Below are 18,620 nucleotides of genomic sequence, written 5' to 3'. Positions count from 1 at the left end.
GAGGGTTGCATCGCGATGCAGGGCAGCGCATTAGCCGTTCATTCCTTCCTGTTCATTTCTCCGGCGGCAGCGAACCTTCATGACCAATCCGATCGACAGCATCGATTTTGCCAGCCTGCTCTGCTCGCGCCTTTGTCATGACCTTTTGAGCCCGGTCGGCGCGCTCAACAACGGGCTCGAGCTGATGGCGGACGAAACGGACCCGGAAATGCGGCAGCGTTGTCTGGACCTGCTGGCGGACAGCGCGAAGACCTCTGCGAACAAGCTGAAATTCTTCCGCCTGGCCTTCGGTTCGGCGGGCGGCTTTGGCGATGCCGTGCCGACGCATGAGGCGCGGGTCGCGATCGAGGGTATGTTCGCGGCTTCGGGCCGGGTGAAGATCGGCTGGCTGGTCGAGGACGACATGCTGGAAAAGCTGCCGGTGAAGGTGTTGCTGAACCTGGCGCTGATCGCGGGCGATGCGCTCGTGCGGGGCGGCCAGCTCGACATCGGGGCGGAAAAGCGGCCGGGCGTGACGGAGATCGTCGTGCGGGCGGAAGGGCCGAAACTGGTGCTTGATCCCGACCTGCGGGCCGCGCTGGCGGGGACTTTGCCGCCGGAGGGGCTGGCTTCGCGCACGTCGGCGGCTTGGATGGTGCGCACCCTGGTGACGAGCGTCGGCGGGGAGATTGCGCTGTCGCCTGCTGGCGAGCCGATCCTGCTGTTCGGGGCGTCCATTCCCGACGCGCGCTAAGCGCTTTCCTGCATTTCCCTCGCCAGAAGGCTGATCAGCTCGGCGGCGGGCAGGGCGCGAGCCAGCGGTGCACCCTGGCCGGCCCATTGCGCGCCAAAGCCGCCTTCGCCCTTGGCTTTTGCCGCGGCGTTCAGCGCTTTGCCCGCATCATAGGCGATGGGGTAGGCGGGCGGCTGCAATGCTGCCTCGGCGCCCCAGGCGGTGAAGCGATTGGCAAGGCAGCGGGCCAGGCGACCTGAAATGGCGCGGGTCATCGCGGTGTGATGGGCAGCGGGGCTCGTGAGGGCGGCGCGATAGGCTGCGTCGGCGCTGCTTTCCGTGCAGGCGATGAAGGTTGTGCCCAGTTGTGCTGCGACCGCGCCGAGGGCGAGTGCGGCACGAATGCCTTGCCCGTCCATGATGCCGCCCGCTGCGATCACGGGCAGGTCGCATTGGACTGCAAGCAGGCGAGTGAGGGCGAAGGTGCCGAGCTGGTCGTCAGGCGCTTCGGGATTAAAGGCGCCTCGATGGCCTCCTGCCTCATATCCCTGTGCGACTATGGCGTCGATTCCTGCTTCCCGCGCAGCCCGCGCTTCGGCCGGACTGGTGGCGGTTGCGAGGAGGAGGCATCCGGCTCGCTTGAGCGCTGCGATGCTGGTTGGATCGGGCAATCCGAAATGGAAGCTGACGACCGGCGGCGCAAGTTCGACCAAGGTGGCGAGCATTGCGTCGTCCTCCACGAAGCTGCGGTAGATTTCGCGCAGGCCGGTCGGAGGCTGGGCATCATAGGCCTGGAACAGTGGCGTCAGTGCAGCGAGCCAGGCCCCTTCCCTGACGGGGTCGCTGCGCGCGGGCCGATGGGTGAAAAGGTTGACGTTGAAGGGACCGCTGGTCTGGGCGCGGACGGCTTCTATCATGGCGCGGGCACCCGCCGCGTCGGTGGCGCCCACGGCAATGGAGCCAAGCGCTCCTGCATTGGAGACGGCTGCCGCCATGGCGGGCGTAGAGACACCGGCCATCGGCGCCTGGATGATGGGATGGGACAGGCCCAGCGATTCGATGATCGACATGGGATCGATTGTCGGAGTTTTGCGGCGGGCGGGCAATGGGCGGATCTGGGCTGAAGCTGAATTCGCTAATTGTCGCCATCAAGCGCATCATGCTTCTGCAAAGGCAGCGGAATGAGGCAAGTGGCTCATGAGGGCCCTGTCCGGCGCTTGAACACCGTTTGAGCTGTGCGTCGGCCTTCGGAGGAGCATGGCCCGGTTGGATCGGATAATGGCGTTCTGATTCCGTCCACATCCCAAATGAAAAGGGCCCGGTCGCCTGTGCGACCGAGCCCCTTTTTCAACAGTCCCGAATGGATCAGGCGCTGTAGTACATGTCGAATTCCACCGGCGAGGGAGCCATTTCCCAGCGGTACACTTCGGGCCACTTCAGTTCGAGATAGGCCTCGATCTGGTCCTTGGTGAACACGTCGCCCTTCAGCAGGAAGTCGTAGTCGGCGGCCAGCGAGTTCAGCGCTTCACGCAGCGAACCGCAAACGGTCGGCACCTGGCTCAGTTCTTCCGGCGGCAGGTCGTACAGGTTCTTGTCCATCGCGGCGCCGGGATGAATCTTGTTCTCGATGCCGTCAAGGCCGGCCATCAGCAGCGCCGAATAGCACAGATAGGGGTTGGCCATCGCGTCGGGGAAGCGGAATTCGACGCGCTTCGCCTTGGCGCCCGCGCCGTAGGGAATACGGCAGGAGGCCGAGCGGTTGCGGGCCGAATAGGCCAGCAGAACCGGGGCTTCGAAGCCGGGCACCAGACGCTTGTAGCTGTTGGTGGTCGGGTTGGTGAAGGCATTCAGGGCCTTGGCGTGCTTGATGACGCCGCCGATGAAGTAGAGGCAGGTTTCCGAAAGACCGGCATAGCCTTCGCCCGCGAAGAGCGGCTTGCCGCCTTCCCAGATCGACATGTGGGTGTGCATGCCGGAACCGTTGTCCTGCGCGATCGGCTTCGGCATGAAGGTCGCCGTCTTGCCATAGGCCTGGGCGACCATCTGCACGACATATTTGTAAATCTGCATGCGGTCGGCGGTCTGGACCAGCGTACCGAAGGTCAGGCCGAGTTCGTGCTGGGCAGCGGCCACTTCATGGTGGTGCTTGTCGCAGGGCAGGCCCATTTCCAGCATGGTCGACACCATCTCGGCGCGGATGTCGGTGCAGGGATCGACCGGCGCGACGGGGAAATAGCCGCCCTTGGCGCGCGGACGGTGGGCAAGGTTGCCGCCTTCATATTCCTTGCCGGTGTTCGTCGGCAACTCGACATCGTCGATCTTGAAGAAGGATTCATTATAGTCCGAGTTGAAGCGGACATCGTCGAACATGAAGAATTCGGCTTCCGGGCCGACATAGACGGTGTCGCCGAAACCGGCCGACTTGACGAAGGCTTCGGCGCGCTTCGCGGTCGAACGCGGGTCGCGGCTGTAGAGTTCGCCGGTGTCGGGTTCCACGATGTCGCAGAAGATGATGAGCATCGGCGTGGCGCTGAACGGATCGACATAGACGGCGTCCAGGTCGGGCTTCAGGATCATGTCCGACTCGTTGATCGCCTTCCAGCCTTCGATCGACGAACCGTCGAACATCAGGCCCTGGGTCAGTTCATCCTCGCCCAGCACCGAAGACACCATGGTCAGGTGCTGCCACTTGCCCTTGGGATCGGTGAAACGGACATCGACCCATTCGATCTCCTTTTCCTCGATCATCTTCAGGATGTCTTTAGGCGTGTTAGCCATGTGAACCTTGCCCTTCTTTCATGATACCCCCCCGAAGGGGTAAGTTGATGTGGTCAGCCGCCAGACCGCTGAAGCCGGCGAGAAGTTTGGTGAAAATCAGATGGCGTCGCTGTCGCGCTCGCCGGTGCGGATGCGCACCGCACCCTCGATATTGGAAATGAAGATCTTGCCGTCGCCAATGCGGCCGGTCTGCGCCGCGGCAGAGATCGCTTCCACCACCCGTTCGGCGAGCGAATCGTCCACCACGACCTCCAGCTTCACCTTGGGCAGGAAATCCACCACATATTCGGCGCCGCGATAAAGTTCCGTATGGCCCTTCTGGCGGCCGAAACCCTTGGCTTCGGTGACGGTGATGCCCGACACGCCTACTTCGTGCAGCGCTTCCTTCACTTCGTCGAGCTTGAACGGTTTGATGATCGCTTCGATCTTCTTCATCTCTAGATATCCCAACTCAAACGCGCGCCAAGTGGCGGGTATGATCCCGCCCTTCGTCCTGATCGAGCGACGACCGTCATGCCCCCCGAAGGCAAGAGCCGCCTCTCTTCCTAATCAATTACCGTGCCAAATAGCGAATCGCTGGAAACTGCTTTCTGCGATGCAGCAACTTTTGTCCATATTGCCCGGATTTCGGGCAATATCATGATGTGCTGCCCATTTTTTAGGCATGGCTGATATGATCAACGCTGATAGGGCGGCGCGTCGAGACCCGCAGGGCTCCTGGTGAATATCTCGCAACCGGTTTCAGTGATGCCGATGCTGTGTTCGAACTGCGCGGACAGGGTACGGTCGCGCGTGACCGCCGTCCAGCCATCCTCCAGCATCTTCACGCCCGGCTTGCCGATATTGATCATCGGTTCGATGGTGAAGAACATGCCGGGCTTGAGTTCCGGGCCGGTGCCGGGGCGGCCGACATGGACCACCTCCGGGCTGTCATGGAACACGCGGCCCAGGCCGTGGCCGCAGAAATCGCGCACGACGCCATAGCGGTGCTTTTCCGCATGGCGCTGGATGGCATGGCCGATGTCGCCCAGCATATTGCCGGGCTTAGCCTGCTCAATACCCAGCATCAGGCATTCATAGGTGACTTCGACCAGGCGCCGCGCTTTGATCGGGGCTTCGCCGCAAATATACATACGGCTGCTGTCGCCGTGCCAGCCATCGACCAGCGGCGTCACATCGATATTCAATATGTCGCCTTCCTTCAGCTTCTGATCGCCGGGAATGCCGTGGCAGATGACATTGTTGAGCGAGATGCAACAGCTATGGGTGTAGCCGCGATAGCCCAAAGTCGCGGGCACGCCGCCGCCGTCCAGCGTCATGCGGCGGACGATGTCGTCCAGCTCTCCGGTCGTGACGCCCGGCACGACGTGGGGCACCAGCGCGTCCAGTATCTCCGCGGCCAGCCGCCCGGCCTTGCGCATGCCTTCGAAACCGGCCGCGTCATAGAGCTTGATCGCGGTCGAGCGGGAAATCGGCGCGTCCGCCGTCATCGTCATATATTCGGTCATGGACGTGATTATAGGCGGGGATGCCGCATAATGCGAGAGGGCGGCTAGGCAGGGCGCGCGGCAGAAGCTATGGCCAGCCTATGGCCGACCCGACCCGCATATGGACCGCAGCGCTGATCGTGATCGGCGACGAGATTCTCTCGGGCAGGACCCAGGACAAGAATGTGTCGCAGATTGCGACATGGCTGAATGTGCAGGGCATCCGCCTGCGCGAAGTGCGGGTGGTCGCCGATGACAGCGACGCGATCGTGGAAGCGGTGAATGCGCTTCGCGCACGCAACGATTATCTGTTCACGACCGGCGGCATCGGGCCGACCCACGACGATATTACCGTGGACGCCATCGCCGCGGCGCTGGGCGTCGACGTTGAAATCCACCCCGAGGCGCAGGCGATGCTGTCGGCCTATTATGAAACGCGCGGAGGCTTGACCGAGGCGCGTCTGCGCATGGCCCGCGCACCTGCCGGATCAAGCCTGATCGAAAATCGCATGTCGGGCGCTCCGGGCATTCGGCATGGCAATATCTTCATCATGGCCGGCGTGCCGCATATCACCGCCGGGATGCTGGATAGCCTGACGGGGAAGCTGGAGGGGGGGCTGCCGGTGCTGTCCGCCACCATCGGTTGCTGGGTGGCGGAAAGCGAGATCGCCGACCTTCTCGGCGCGACGGAACGGGCGCATGAGGGTTGCCAGATCGGCAGCTATCCCTTCTTCCGCGAGGGGAGGACGGGCGCTAATTTCGTGATCCGCTCAGTCGACGCGGAAGGGCTGGATCGGTGCGTGGCGGACTTGAGCGCCGGGTTGGAGCAGGGCGGCTGGCCGGTGGTGGCCGGGGGAATTTGAGCCGCGCCCCATAGGTGCTTCGGATGGGGAGCGGACATTGACGCTCCCCCTTGGGCGGCCATGCTCCTTTGTCAGGCTCGCTCGAATATGGCGGCCAGACCCTGGCCGCCGCCAATGCACATCGTCTCCAGTCCATAGCGTCCATCGCGTCGCTGCAATTCCCGCAGCAGATTGGCGAGAATCCGTCCGCCCGTAGCCCCGATGGGATGGCCCAGCGAAATGCCCGAGCCATTGACGTTCAGCTTGTCCCGGTCGTCCCAGTTCCAGCCCTTGAGGCAGGCGAGCACCTGTGGCGCGAAGGCTTCGTTGAGTTCGACCAGATCGATGTCTTTCCACCCGAGGCCGGTGCGTGCGAACAGCCGTTCGACCGCCGGAACCGGCCCGATGCCCATGCGCGAGGGGTCGCAGCCCGCCGCCGACCAGCTATGCAGATAGCCCATGGGCGCCAGGCCGAGTTCGCTGAGCTTGTCTTCCGCCACCACGAGGCAGGCCGCCGCCGCGTCATTCTGCTGGCTGGCATTGCCGGCGGTGACGACGCCGTCCTTCTCGATGGGCTTCAGCAGGGCCAGCGATTCCGGCGTGGCGTCGGCGCGGATGCCCTCATCCTTCACGAACATCAGGGGCTCGCCCTTGCGCTGCGGCACTGGGACGGGAACCAGTTCGTCGTCGAACTTGCCCGCTTCCCATGCGGCGGCGGCGCGCTGGTGGCTCATCGCGGCATATTCGTCGCAGGCTTCCCGCGAGATGTCATAATCCCTGGCGAGATTGTTCGCCGTCTCGATCATGCCGCTGATGATGCCATAGCGTTCGATCGGCTGGGACATCACCCGGCCCCGCGTCAGGCGGTCGTGGAACTGGGTCGAGCCGGACCGGGCGCCCCAGCGATGATCGATCGAATAATATTCGACGTTCGACATGCTTTCCACGCCGCCCGCGATCACCATGTCCGCGGCGCCGGTCTGGATACGCATGGCGGCGTCGATCACCGCCTGAAGTCCGGAGCCGCAGCGCCGGTCGAGCTGCACGCCGGGAATGGATTCGGGCAGCCCCGCCGCCAGCGCCGACCAGCGGCCGATGCAGGGCGCCTCGCCATTGCCATAGCCCTGGCTGAACACCACGTCGTCGATCCGCTCGGGGTCGATCCTGGTGCGATCCACCAGCGCCTTGATGATGATGGCGCCCAGATCGCCCGCCGTCATCGACTTGAGCGACCCGCCATATTTGCCGACGGCGGTGCGGATGGGGGCGACGATGGCGGCTCTGCGCATGGGGATAAGTCCTTCGGATGAAAAATCAGCGGGCGGATTCGGCCTGGCGGATCATCTGCCTGGCGATGATGGTCTGCTGGATCTGGCTGGTGCCTTCATAGATGCGCAGCAGACGGACATCGCGATAGAAGCGCTCCACCTTATATTCGGCCATATAGCCGGCGCCGCCATAGATTTGCACGGCGCGGTCCGCGATCCGGCCCACAGCTTCAGATGCATGATATTTGAGCGCGGCGCATTCCAGGCTGACGGGCTCGCCCGCGTCGAACTGCGCCGCGACCGACTGCATCAGCGCTTCGGTGGTCAGCATGTCGACCTTCATGTCGGCCAGCATGCCCTGGACAAGCTGGAAGTCGGCGATGCGCTGGCCGAACTGCTTGCGCTCCAGCGCATAGGAGAGCGCCATGTCGATCAGCCGCTGGCACATGCCGAGCGAGACGGCCGCGATATGGATGCGTCCGCGATCCAGCACCTTCATCGCGGTCTTGAAGCCGCGCCCGGGAACGCCGCCGATGATGGCGCTCGCTGGCACGACCACATCGTCCAGGATGACGTCCGTGGTGATCGACCCCTTCTGCCCCATTTTCTTTTCGGGCTTGCCGAAGCTGATGCCGGGCGTGCTGGCGGGCAGGATGAAGGCGGAGATGCCCGCCGCGCCCTTCACATCGGGCTCCGTGCGCGCCATCAGCGTGAAGACGCTCGCGCGGGGGGCATTGGTGATGTAGCGCTTGGTGCCGCTGATGCGGTAATTGTCGCCGTCCCTGATCGCGACCGTGCGCAGCGAACCCGCGTCGGAACCCGCCTCCGGCTCTGTCAGGCCGAAGCTGGCGATGGCTTCGCCGGTCGCGAATTTGGGCAGCCATTCGCGCTTCTGCTCCTCGGTGCCGTCCATGACGATGCCCTGGCTGCCGATGCCGACCGTGGTGCCGATGACGGAGCGGAACACGACCGAGGCGCGGGTGATCTCCCGGATGATCGCCGCTTCCTCCGCCATGGTGCAGCCAAGGCCGCCAAATTCCTCCGGCACGGAAAGGCCGAACAGGCCCATGTCGCGCATCTGCTGGATGATGCTTTCGGGGACGGCGTCGGCCTCCTCGACCGCATCTTCGGCGGGGATCAGCTTTTCCGCGACGAAGCGCTGGACGGTGGTGCGGAACAGGTCGAACGTCTCGGCGTCCATCTCGAAAAACTCCTCTCTCAGAACTTCAATAAGCGACGTCCGCCACCATGGCGTCCATGCCGTCGCAGCGAATGGCGCGGAAGCGACCGCCCTCATCCTCGCGCAGCAGCACGCTCTGGCCGCAAAAGACCGGGGCGACGGCGCGGAAGGAGAAGCGGCTGGGCATGCGCCCTCCGTTGCGGGCTTGGCCGAACAGCTTGGCGGCGGTGAAGGGACCGTGGATCACCAGCCCCGGATAACCTTCGTCCGCGCAAGCATAGGGCAGGTCGTAATGGATGCGATGGCTGTTGAAGGTCACGGCGGAAAAGCGGAACAGATCGACCGTGGACGGCGTCCAGACAGCGTCCTTCTCCTCCGAGGGGAATGGGGCCGGAACGATGGCGGGAGTCGCGCCGCCTGCATCGCGATAGACGATGGTCTGGGTCTCGCGCACGCATTCATCGCCCCCCTGGACGATGCGATGGTCCACGGTCAGCAGGATCAGCTCGCCGCTGCGTCCCGATTTATGCGCGACATCGCGCACGGTGGAGATGCGGGTCGCCTCCCTGTCGAGCAGCAGAGAGGGACCGAATGCCATGTCCGATGCCGCGAACATGCGGCGGGGCAGGCTGACCGGGGGCAGGAAGCCTCCGCGTCTGGGGTGGCCGTCGGGACCGATCCGGTCCGCTGCGGCGACGGGCAGGAAGAAGGCCCAATGGGCGAGGGACGGCTGGATTTCCCCGACGTTCAGCGGTTCGCCTATGGCGGCTGCAAAGCGGGTGAGCGCCTGACTATCCAGAATTTCAGTGCGGCTTTCTGTCTTGCCGATCCAGCTGCGCCAATGGGCGATGTCGGCTTCGGTCACGGTCATGCCACCAGCCCTTCATCATGCAGCCGTCCGATCGCGCCGCTGTCCAGGCCCAGTACGGTGGCGAGCACTTCGTCGGTATGTTGCCCCAGTTTCGGCGCGATGGCGACGGGACCGCGCGCTTCGTTCGCCAGCGTGCCGGCCGGACCGGATGTCGGATAGCTGAGGCCGCTCGGATGGGTCAGTGTTTCGAACAGCGGATTGGCGGTGAACAGGCGCGCGTCGGTCGTCACCGCCCGATGCAGCGTCTGATATTCGCCCCAGGTGACGCCGCCCGCGTCGAAGGCGGGTTTCAGCGCTTCGGCCGTGCGGCCTGCGAAGGCAACCTCGAACAGCGGGAAGAGGCGGGCGCGGTGGGTGAAGCGGGCGCCTTCATCCCTGGCGAAGCTGGTCCCAAGTTCCGTTTCGATGGCGGCCACCGCATCGCTGAGGTCCAGCGTCTTGAGCAGGCCGCTCCACTGGCGCGGCGTGATGGCGACGACGATCAGCCGCTTGCCGTCAGCCGTGATGAAATCGCGTCCGAAGGCGCCGAACAGGTCATTGCCCATGCGGGGGCGGTCTCCGGCGGACAGCACTTCCGCCACCGAACCCAGATGCGACAGGCTGGACGCCGCCAGATCGGACAGGGGAACGCGGATTTCCGCGCCCTGGCCGCTGGTCCTGCGGCGGAGGAGGGCCGACGTCAGCGCGAAGGCGGCATAGGCTCCGCCCAGCAAATCCCACGCCGGCAGCACATGGTTGACGGGCCGTTCGTCATCGGCCGGCCCCGTCATCTGCGGCACGCCGACCGCCGCGTTGATCGTATAGTCGACCGCTGGCGATCCGTCAGCCCAGCCCATCACCCGGACGGTGATGATGTCGGCGCGCCTCGCCGCCAGCGCTTCGTGGCTGAGGAAACCCTTCACCGGATAGTTGGTGAGGAACAGCCCGGCATTGTCGCCCGGCGCCGTCGCCAGCGCCACGGCCAGTTCGCGGCCTTCGGGACGGCCAAGGTCGATGGCGATGGATTTCTTGCCCTTGTTCAGCCCCTCCCAATAGAGGCTGTCCCCACTGGCCGCGACCGGCCAGCGGCGGTAGTCCGGACCGCCGCCAATGGCGTCGAAGCGGATCACTTCCGCGCCCATCTGAGCGAGGTGCAGGCCACAGGATGGCCCAGCTATGAAGGCGGCGCCTTCGACGACGCGCAGGCCTTTCAGCAAATCATACATGCAGTTTCACCCCAGGAATCCGACAAGGGTCCGACCGATATTCGCGCCGGTGAACAGACCCCAAAAGGCATCCAGCGCCTTGTCGATCCCTTCATAGACCGTTTCCGCCGAAGCCATTTGCCCCGCGGCGTTCCAGGCCGTCATCCGCTCCACCATCTCGCTCTCAAGGTCCATATGGTCGAGTGCGATGAAGCCTTCCATGCGGATGCGCTTGGTCATGATCATGGTCAGGTTGCGCGGTACGGTCGGCGCATCGGTGACGTTATATTGGGAGATCATCCCGCACACCGCGAAACGGGCGAAATTATGAGCCAGCGACAGCGCGGCCTGCAAATGATCGCCGCCGACATTTTCGAAATAAACGTCGATGCCCGTCGCGCCGATCGCCTTGACCTCACGGGCGAGCGCTTTGGTGAGGTTCGGCTCCGCCTTGTAATCGATGGCGGCGTCGACCTTCAGCACATCGCGCAGGAAGGCGGTCTTTTCCGGGCCGCCCGCCGATCCGATTACCTTGCATCCGGTGTTGCGGGCGATCTGGCAGGCTATCGAGCCGACCGCACCGGACGCTGCCGAGACGAATACGACCTCGTCAGGTTGCAGCCGTGCGATCCGCATCAGCCCGGCATAGGCCGTCAGGCCCGGCATCCCGGCGAAACAGAGCCAGGCCTGGGTGGGGAGGGCGCTCCTGTCCCGCTGCTGAAGCGCACTGGCAGGGGCGTTGAAAACCTCCCGCCATCCAAGGCGGGAGAAGACGAGATCGCCCGGCGCGAAGACCGGATCATTGGAAGCGATGACCTCTCCGATCGCCGGCCCCTCCATCGGCGCATCGAGCGCGAAGGGCGGGACATAGCTCTTGGCGTCGCTCATCCGCCCGCGCATGGCGGGATCGACCGCCATCCACAGGTTGCGGACCTGCACTTCGCCCGGACCGGGCGGCGGTGCGTCGACCGTGACCATGGCGAAGTCTTCCGCGACCGGCGTGCCGATCGGGCGGCGCTTCAGGTGGATTTCACGCGATTGCATGCCGGTCGCCTCAATAGCCGTTGAGCCGCGCCCAGCGCTCGCGATGCCAGGCGGTCGAGCCATAGCATTGCGCCGCCACCCGCGCCCGCTTCAGATAAAGTCCCGCATCATGCTCATGGGTCATGCCGATGCCGCCGTGAAGCTGGACCATCTGGGATGAAATACCGTGCAGCGTTTCCCCAACGGTCGCCTTGGCCAGGGAGGCGAGGGCGGGGAGGGCGGGATCGTTCGCGTCCATGGCGTCCAGCGCCGCCTCCACAGCCGATCGGGCGAGCTGCAGTTCCCCGAACATCTCCGCCGCGCGATGCTGCAAGGCCTGGAAGGAGCCGATGACTGCGCCGAACTGCACCCGCGTCTTGAGATAATCGAGCGTGGTGTCGAAGGCCTGGGACGCATTGCCCAGCATTTCCGCCGCTAGGCCGATGGCCGCCCGGTCGAACAAACTGTCGAGCAGGTCGATACCCTTGCCCACTTCGCCCAATACGGCGTCAGCGCTCACCGTCACATTGTCGAAGCTGAAGAGAGCGGGCCGCCGCGCGTCGATCTGGTCCAGCGCTTCCCGCGAGAGGCCGGGCGTATCGCTTTCCACCAGGAACAGGGTGATCCCGTCCCTGTCGCCAGGGAGGCCATGGGTGCGCGCCGCGACGATGGCGAAGGTCGCCGCCATGCCATCCTGCACGGGCCGCTTGATGCCGTTCAGCACCCACCCGTCGCCCACCGCCATGGCGGCGAGCGCGATCTTCTCGCGCTCATGCTGCGACCCTTCCTCCGCCGCGAGCGTGCCTATGGCCGATCCGTCGGCAATGCCCGGCAGCCAGCGCGCCTGTTGCGCCTCCGTCCCGCCCAGCCGCAGCGCCGATGCCGCCACCAGCGCCGAACTCAGCAGCGGCGAAGCGCCTAATGTCCGACCCAGTTCTTCCAGCACCAGTCCCATGCTGCGACAGCCGAAATCGGAGCCGCCCTGCGCCTCCGGCACCAAAATGCCCGTCCAGCCCATCTGGGCCATTTCCGTCCAGGCCGCCGGATCGAAACCCTCCGCATCCGGCCGGCCGCCACCATCATGGCCATAGAGCGACCGCAGCGCCGTCACGGGCAGGCGATCACGCACCCATTCCGCCGCCATGTCCCTCAGCATCTGCTGTTCTTCGTTCAGCATCCTCCCGATCCCATCCTTATTCGTCTCTTTTGTCAGGCCGGCAGATCCAGCGTGCGCTTCGCCGTGATGTTGTTCTGGACTTCATAACTGCCGCCGTAGATCGAGAAGGCCTTGCTATGCAGCCAGGCGCGCGTCGCTTCCCGTTCCGCGTCGGTATAATGTTCGCCCGACCAGCCGAGTCCGTTCGCGCCCATCAGTTCGACCAGAAGTTCCGCCCTTTCCTGGATGATACCGGACCAGAGATTCTTTAGAGCCGAGACCCCATTGCTGGGACCGCCGCTTTTCGCCTCCCGCGTCAGGCGCGCAACCGTCGCCAGATAGGCTTCGTGCCGCATGGCGTTGCGGACCATGCGCACCCTGAGGTCGGGATTGTCGATCCGTCCCATGCTGTCCGTGCCGCAATATTCATGAGCTAGCGGCGCCAGCGGCGTAATCTCCGCCTTCACATCCGACAGGCTGTTGCGTTCGAACTGGAGCAGGCGCTTGGCGATAGCCCAGCCCTGATTGACTTCGCCAACCAGATTGCCCTTGGGCACTTTCACATCGTTGAAGAAGACTTCGCAGAAATGGGTCGATCCGCTGATGAGGACGATAGGGCGGGTTTCGATCCCCTCGGATTTCATGTCGATCAGCAGGAAGCTGATGCCGCCCTGCTTTCGGCTGGTGTCGGTGCGGACGAGGGCGAAGCACCAGTCGGCCTGGTCGGCGCCCGATGTCCAGATCTTCTGCCCGTTGACCAGCCAATGATCGCCCATGTCGATGCATTTGGTCTGGAGCGAAGCAAGGTCGGACCCTGCGCCCGGTTCCGAAAATCCCTGGCACCAGCGCCGTTCATTGGTGGCGATGAAGGGCAGATGCTCCAGCTTCTGTTCCTCGCTGCCATATTCCAGCAGCGTCGGGCCCAGCATCATCGTGCCGTAGCTGCGGATCGGATTGAAACCGCCGATCGCAGCCAGTTCCTGCCCGATGATCTTGGCCTGCGCCTCGCTAAGGCCGGCGCCTCCATAGCGCGGTTCCCAGGTGGGCACGCCCCACCGCTTTTCCGCCATGCGTTCGCGCCACAGGCGCCAGTCGGCATTGGATTCCGCCGCATGCCGGTCGCTGACGAAGTGAATGGATGGAGCATTGGTCAGCGAAGGCGGGAAATTCGCCCGCAGCCATGCGCGCGCTTCCTGCCGGAACGACTGCGCTTCCATTCCATCCCACTCGGCCATGCACCCTGTCCCTGTTTCCCGCAAAAGCCACGCGGCCTTCCGATGGAGCATCCCGCCTCCATGACCGAATCCTTATGCCAATTCTGCACCGCTGGCTAGGTATAAATTGCACAGGTGGGTAAAATTAGTCGCATCTTCATTGATCATGACCGTGATGGTTGACAGCTTTGCCACAGGTCATAAACTATACTCAAATGCAAAATTGATAAGATCAGCCGCAGCCTTGCGATTCGGCGGCGGGCGGCTCGTACATAGGAGAGCGCGCATATGGAGACCTTCGCGGCCCGACCCATTCCGGCGCATGTTCCGCCCGATATGGTCGGCGATTTCAGCCTGTTTTCCTCGCCCGGCATGCAGCCGACGCCCAATGGCGATCCGCAGGCGGCCGCCGCCGTCGTGCATCAGGGTCCGCGCATCTTCTATTCGCCGGTCAACACCCGCGACGGGCGCGGCACATGGGTCATCACCCGCGCGCAGGATCAGCGGAAGGTGTTGCAGGACCCGGAAACCTTCTCCAGCCATCGCAGCATCTTCGCCTCCGCCCTGGGGGAAAGCTGGCCGATGATCCCGCTGGAACTGGACCCCCCGGACCATGGCAAGTTCCGCTCGCTGCTCAACCCGCTGCTCTCGCCCAAGCGGGTGATGGCACTTGAAAGCGCCGTGCGGGAACGGGCGATCTTCCTGATCGACAGGATCGCGGCGGCGGGCACCAGTTGCCATGTCATGGAGGATTTCGCCTTTCCCTTCGCGGTGAACATCTTCCTGCGCTTCCTTGGGCTGTCCGACGATCGGCTGGATGAATTCGTCCGCTGGGCGAACGCACTGCTGCATGGCGACAATGTCCAGCGTCCCGCCGCCGCGCGGACCATCATCGGCTTCATCGACGAATTGTCCGCCGAACGGCGCAGGCGGCCGGTCGATGACTTCATGTCCTTCCTGGTGCAGTCGAAGATCGATGACCGGCCGCTGACCGACATGGAAATTCGCGGTACCGGCGTGCTGCTGTTCATCGCAGGGCTGGATACGGTGGCGGCCGCCATAGGCTTCGACCTCAACTATCTGGCGCGGCATATGGACGACCAGCAATTGCTGCGCAGCGATCCGTCACGGATCGTGCTGGCGGCGGAGGAACTGCTGCGCGCCTATCCCACCGTGCAGATGATCCGCGTGGCGACCCGGGACATCGATTTCGAAGGCGCGCCGATCCGCCGGGGCGACTATGTGTCCTGCGCGACGATGATCGCCAATCGCGACCCGCTGGAATTCCCGCATCCCGAAAGGATCGACCTTGCGCGGGAGGATAATCGCCACACCGCCTTCGCCTATGGCCCGCACCGCTGCCTGGGATCGCATCTCGCCCGGCGGGAGATCGTGGTCGGGCTGGAGGAATGGCTGAAGCGCATTCCGCCCTTCCGCATCAAGCAAGGCACGGCGCCGGTCACTTTCGGCGGGCATGTGTTCGGCATCGAAAATCTGGTCCTCGACTGGTCCTGAGGAGGGACTTTCCATGAAAATCATCGTGCACAATGACAAATGCCAGGGCCATGCGCGTTGCTGGGCCATGGCGCCGAATATCTTCGAGCTGGACGATGAGGGCTATATCAAGCCCGGCGACATCGACGTGGCGGAGGCGGATGAGAAGCTTGCCTGGAAGGGTGCGAAATCCTGCCCGGAAAGGGCGCTGGAAATCGGCAAGTGAACCGGAGGCAGGGAAGGGGGCGCTCCTGCTGAGGCAGGGGGCGGTTCCGGCGACAGGACTGGGCTGCCGCGAGCCCCCCATCTCGCTCCAATGCCTTCGCGGGAGCGGGAAGGGGCTCCAGCTTATGTCCTGATCCACACGCCCTTGGTCTGCAAATAGGCGTCGATATGTTCGGCGCCGCCCTCCCGTCCGAAACCGCTCATCTTGTAGCCGCCAAAGGGGACGGACGGGTCCATCGCGAAATAATGGTTGACCCAGATCGACCCCGCCCGGATGCGCTTCACCGCCGTCATGGCCTTGCCGATGTCCTTCGTCCACACGCCGCCCGCCAGGCCGAAGCGCGTCGCATTGGCGCGAGCGATCACCTCGTCGAAATCGTCGAACGGCATGATGCAGGAGACAGGGCCGAAAATCTCCTCCCGCGCGATCCGCATCTCATCCTTCACATCGGCAAAGATGGTGGGCGCGACCCAATGGCCCTTGTCGAAGGCGCCGCCCGTCACGCGCTCGCCGCCCGTCACGAGCCGCGCGCCTTCCATCGGCCCCAGTTCGAGATAGGAGGAGACGCGGGCATATTGCCTGGCCGACACCAGCGGACCGATCTGGGTGTCGGTGTCGAGGCTGGGGCCGATCTTCAGAGCCTTCGCGAAGGCGGCGATGCGCTGGACCATGTCCTCATAGACAGGACGTTCCACGAACAGTCGCGTGCCGGCCGCACAGACCTGACCCGAATTGTTGAATACCCCCATCGCCGCTGCTGGCGTAGCCATGTCGAGATCGGCATCGGCGAAGATGATGTTGGGCGACTTGCCGCCCAGTTCCATCGTCACCTTTTTCACGGTCCCGGCGGAAGCGGCGATGATCCTCTGGCCGGTCTCGCAGGAGCCGGTGAAGGCGATCTTGTCCACATCGGGATGCGCGGACAGGGCGCCTCCGGTTTCGCCCGCGCCGGTCACGACATTGACGACGCCCGGCGGCACACCCGCCTCCAGGCACAGTTCCCCGAAGCGGAGCGGGCTGAGCGATGCATCTTCTGCGGGTTTCAGGACGATGGCGCAGCCGGTCGCGAGTACAGGCCCGACCTTCCACGCCGCGCTGAACAGCGGGCCGTTCCATGGGATGATCGCACCCACCACGCCCACCGGCTCGCGCAGCGTGTAGGACAGCAGGTCCACCGGGAAGCTGTTGGACAACGTCTCCCCATGGATCGCCGTTGCGGCCCCCGCAAAATGACGCAGCGAACGTTGCAGCATGCCCCGCAATCCACGAGCAGCCGTGATCGGGCGGCCCATTTCGATGCAGTCGAGCAAAGCGAGATCGTCGAACTCCGCATCCACCAGATCGGCCAGCTTCAACAGCACAGCCTGCCGCTCGGCCGGTTTGAAACGGCTCCATGGCCCTTCAAAGGCGGCGCGGGCGGCGCGGACGGCGCGGTCCACATCTTCCGCGCCCGCCAGCGCCAGTTCGGCCACCAGTTCGCCGGTCGATGGGCTGAAACTCTGGAACGTCTCGCCGGACAGGGCGTCGACAGGCCTGCCGTCGATCAGCAGCTTTTTGGGCTTGCCGTCGATGAAGGTGGGGCGGCGTGTCTCTATCATCGGATCATCCTCAAGCAATGGCTTCATGGGCGCGCCGCATCGAGGCGCGACCGAAGGCGAAAAGAAGCGCGGCGGGCAGCAGCACGCAGAACACGCTGATGACGAGCGACAGGCCGACCTTCATCTCGTCGCCCAGCAGCTTGTCGGTGACAAGGCCGATGAAGGCAGGCCCGCCCGCCATGGCGATCAGGCCGGACGCCAGCACATAGAGCGCCGACACGCGCCCGCGCAGATATTGCGGCGTCACCACCTGCACCGTGGCAGGCCCCATGCTGGAGGTGGAGAGGATCAGCGCCATGAAGCACCAGTAGCAGGCGACGGTCGTCCAGGGGCTGCTGACCAGAAAGGCGGCGATGCCGAAGGGCGCCGAGGCCAGCACCGTCAGCAGGCACCAGAACAGATGGGCGTCGCGCTTCCCCCGGCGATAGAGCCGGTCGACTGTCCAGCCATGCAGCGGGATCATCGCCGCCGCCCCGATCTGGGCGAGGCCGATGACCGGCCCGATCCGTCCCGGTTCCCAGCCATGAACCCGCGCAAGATAGACCGGCGTCCACAGCTGGAAACCGATGGTGGCGGCATAGGCCAGGCCGAAGCCGACAAAGGTCGCCAGATAGAGCGGCATATATTCGCGCATGAAGGCCCATGCCTCGCCATAGCCCGCGCCCGCGCTGATCGCCCTGCGCCGGGGCGGTTCGCGAAAGGCGAAGACCAGGAAGGCGAGCGCTATGCCGGGCGCGCCGGTCATGATGAACACCTGTTGCCAGGGTTGCAGCAACCCGAAGACCGGCCAATCGGCGGGGCCGGCCTTCATCGCGGCGGCGACGATCGGGCCGCCGAACAGGAACACGATGCCCGCGCCCATCACCCCGCCCATGATGAAGACGGACATGGCGAGCGAAACCTTGTGCGGCGGGAAGCTGTCCCCGACCACCGAATAGCTGCCGGTGCCGAAGCCCGACTCGCCCGCGCCGACGCCTGCCCGTGCCATGGCGAGCGCCGCGAAGCTGCCGGCAAGGCCGCAACTCGCCGCCGCGATACTCCACACCGTCACCGACAGATAAAGGACGACTCGGCGGCTGAAGCGGTCCAGCGCCATGCCCAGCGGAATCGCGCACAGACAGAAGAGAATGGCGAAGGCCGGTCCTTGCAACAGGCTGATCTGGAGGTCCGACAGGCCCAGGTCCTTTTTGATCGGCCCGACCATGAGGGCCATGATGTTTCGGTCGGTCAGTGATAATATGTACAGCAGGAACAGGATCGCCACGGTCAGCCAGCCCATCAGGGGCGAAGGATAGGCGGCCTGTTCGGGGAGAGGTGAGGCGATGTTGGCTTCGACATCTCCGTGCGCGCCGCCTGATCCTGACGATGACGCCATCGTCGCGGAAATCTGCGTCATGGTTGCGCTGCCCCGTCGCAAATGGCGCTGTCTGACTGACGATCATGCGGCAAGGCCACTCTCCCTATCTCTCGGCCCTGTAGCGCCCGGCACGGTCTGCCGGCGCACTGCCGCTCCAGCCATTATAACGCACATTTCTGCACAGTGGGTCAATATATGTTCGTGGCATGTGCGCGGAAACAGCGGACCGC

At 64.4% G+C, this 18,620-nt stretch carries 17 protein-coding genes; 4 read left to right on the top strand and 13 right to left on the bottom strand.

What is annotated here, in order from left to right; genetic code table 11:
* Positions 1-79: 79 nt before the first annotated feature.
* Positions 80-733: a histidine phosphotransferase family protein gene (locus EGM87_RS07295; protein ID WP_044662436.1), complete on the top strand. Its 654-nt coding sequence runs from the start codon at positions 80-82 to the stop codon at positions 731-733.
* Here EGM87_RS07295 and EGM87_RS07290 read toward each other — a convergent pair.
* The 4 genes from EGM87_RS07290 to map form a co-directional block, all read right to left on the bottom strand.
* Positions 730-1,782 (bottom strand): NAD(P)H-dependent flavin oxidoreductase, encoded by a 1,053-nt coding sequence (locus EGM87_RS07290; protein ID WP_044662435.1) that lies wholly within the window; start codon positions 1,780-1,782, stop codon positions 730-732. The genes EGM87_RS07295 and EGM87_RS07290 overlap by 4 nt on opposite strands.
* A 295-nt stretch (positions 1,783-2,077) precedes the next feature.
* Entirely contained in the window at positions 2,078-3,490 is a 1,413-nt protein-coding gene (glnA, locus tag EGM87_RS07285) for a type I glutamate--ammonia ligase (protein WP_025548834.1), read from the bottom strand.
* 96 nt (positions 3,491-3,586) lie between these two features.
* Complete coding sequence (locus EGM87_RS07280; protein ID WP_007685085.1) at positions 3,587-3,925, bottom strand: P-II family nitrogen regulator; 339 nt, start codon at positions 3,923-3,925, stop codon at positions 3,587-3,589.
* 242 nt (positions 3,926-4,167) lie between these two features.
* Entirely contained in the window at positions 4,168-4,998 is an 831-nt protein-coding gene (map, locus tag EGM87_RS07275; RefSeq protein WP_025548831.1) for a type I methionyl aminopeptidase, read from the bottom strand.
* A gap of 80 nt (positions 4,999-5,078) precedes the next feature.
* Here map and EGM87_RS07270 point away from each other — a divergent pair, with 80 nt between their 5' ends.
* Positions 5,079-5,840 (top strand): competence/damage-inducible protein A, encoded by a 762-nt coding sequence (locus EGM87_RS07270; RefSeq protein ID WP_025548830.1) that lies wholly within the window; start codon positions 5,079-5,081, stop codon positions 5,838-5,840.
* A gap of 71 nt (positions 5,841-5,911) precedes the next feature.
* Here EGM87_RS07270 and EGM87_RS07265 read toward each other — a convergent pair whose 3' ends face one another.
* The 7 genes from EGM87_RS07265 to EGM87_RS07235 are packed head-to-tail and all read right to left on the bottom strand — an operon-like array spanning position 5,912 to position 13,736.
* Positions 5,912-7,108 carry an acetyl-CoA C-acetyltransferase gene (locus tag EGM87_RS07265; protein ID WP_044662434.1) on the bottom strand — a complete coding sequence of 399 codons (1,197 nt, stop codon included), beginning with the start codon at positions 7,106-7,108 and terminating at the stop codon, positions 5,912-5,914.
* Between the two features lie 25 nt (positions 7,109-7,133).
* Positions 7,134-8,288, bottom strand: a complete 1,155-nt coding sequence (locus EGM87_RS07260) for an acyl-CoA dehydrogenase family protein (RefSeq protein WP_044662433.1) — start codon at positions 8,286-8,288, stop codon at positions 7,134-7,136.
* A 25-nt stretch (positions 8,289-8,313) separates the two neighbouring features.
* The gene (locus tag EGM87_RS07255; protein ID WP_044662432.1) at positions 8,314-9,138 is read right to left on the bottom strand and encodes an HTD2 family dehydratase; all 825 of its coding nucleotides are present in this window, start codon (positions 9,136-9,138) and stop codon (positions 8,314-8,316) included.
* Complete coding sequence (locus EGM87_RS07250; RefSeq protein ID WP_044662431.1) at positions 9,135-10,343, bottom strand: CoA transferase; 1,209 nt, start codon at positions 10,341-10,343, stop codon at positions 9,135-9,137. Before EGM87_RS07250 ends, EGM87_RS07255 begins: the two co-directional genes overlap by 4 nt.
* A gap of 6 nt (positions 10,344-10,349) precedes the next feature.
* On the bottom strand, positions 10,350-11,366 hold the full coding sequence (locus tag EGM87_RS07245) for an NADP-dependent oxidoreductase (protein ID WP_044662430.1): 1,017 nt from the start codon (positions 11,364-11,366) through the stop codon (positions 10,350-10,352).
* Between the two features lie 10 nt (positions 11,367-11,376).
* A complete protein-coding gene (locus EGM87_RS07240) occupies positions 11,377-12,522 on the bottom strand; it encodes an acyl-CoA dehydrogenase family protein (RefSeq protein ID WP_044662429.1) in 1,146 nt (381 codons plus the stop codon).
* A 32-nt stretch (positions 12,523-12,554) separates the two neighbouring features.
* A complete protein-coding gene (locus EGM87_RS07235) occupies positions 12,555-13,736 on the bottom strand; it encodes an acyl-CoA dehydrogenase family protein (RefSeq protein ID WP_044662428.1) in 1,182 nt (393 codons plus the stop codon).
* 267 nt (positions 13,737-14,003) lie between these two features.
* Between EGM87_RS07235 and EGM87_RS07230 the strand changes: the two genes are divergently transcribed.
* Both EGM87_RS07230 and EGM87_RS07225 read left to right on the top strand, forming a co-directional pair.
* The gene (locus EGM87_RS07230; protein ID WP_044662427.1) at positions 14,004-15,230 is read left to right on the top strand and encodes a cytochrome P450; all 1,227 of its coding nucleotides are present in this window, start codon (positions 14,004-14,006) and stop codon (positions 15,228-15,230) included.
* A 13-nt stretch (positions 15,231-15,243) separates the two neighbouring features.
* The gene (locus EGM87_RS07225) at positions 15,244-15,435 is read left to right on the top strand and encodes a ferredoxin (RefSeq protein WP_025548817.1); all 192 of its coding nucleotides are present in this window, start codon (positions 15,244-15,246) and stop codon (positions 15,433-15,435) included.
* Between the two features lie 122 nt (positions 15,436-15,557).
* On the opposite strand, the gene EGM87_RS07220 is transcribed toward EGM87_RS07225, so the two are convergent.
* Together EGM87_RS07220 and EGM87_RS07215 are read right to left on the bottom strand one after the other, a co-directional pair.
* Positions 15,558-17,033: an aldehyde dehydrogenase family protein gene (locus tag EGM87_RS07220; protein ID WP_044663166.1), complete on the bottom strand. Its 1,476-nt coding sequence runs from the start codon at positions 17,031-17,033 to the stop codon at positions 15,558-15,560.
* Positions 17,034-17,043: 10 nt separating this feature from the next.
* A complete protein-coding gene (locus EGM87_RS07215) occupies positions 17,044-18,429 on the bottom strand; it encodes an MFS transporter (protein ID WP_044663165.1) in 1,386 nt (461 codons plus the stop codon).
* Between the last annotated feature and the right edge of the window lie 191 nt (positions 18,430-18,620).

Origin of the sequence: Sphingobium sp. RSMS (assembly GCF_005406185.4) — a bacterium.
GTDB classification, from domain to species: Bacteria; Pseudomonadota; Alphaproteobacteria; order Sphingomonadales; family Sphingomonadaceae; genus Sphingobium; species Sphingobium fuliginis.
Note: the sequence above shows the minus strand (reverse complement) of the source record. Positions and strands in the feature narration are given on the sequence as shown.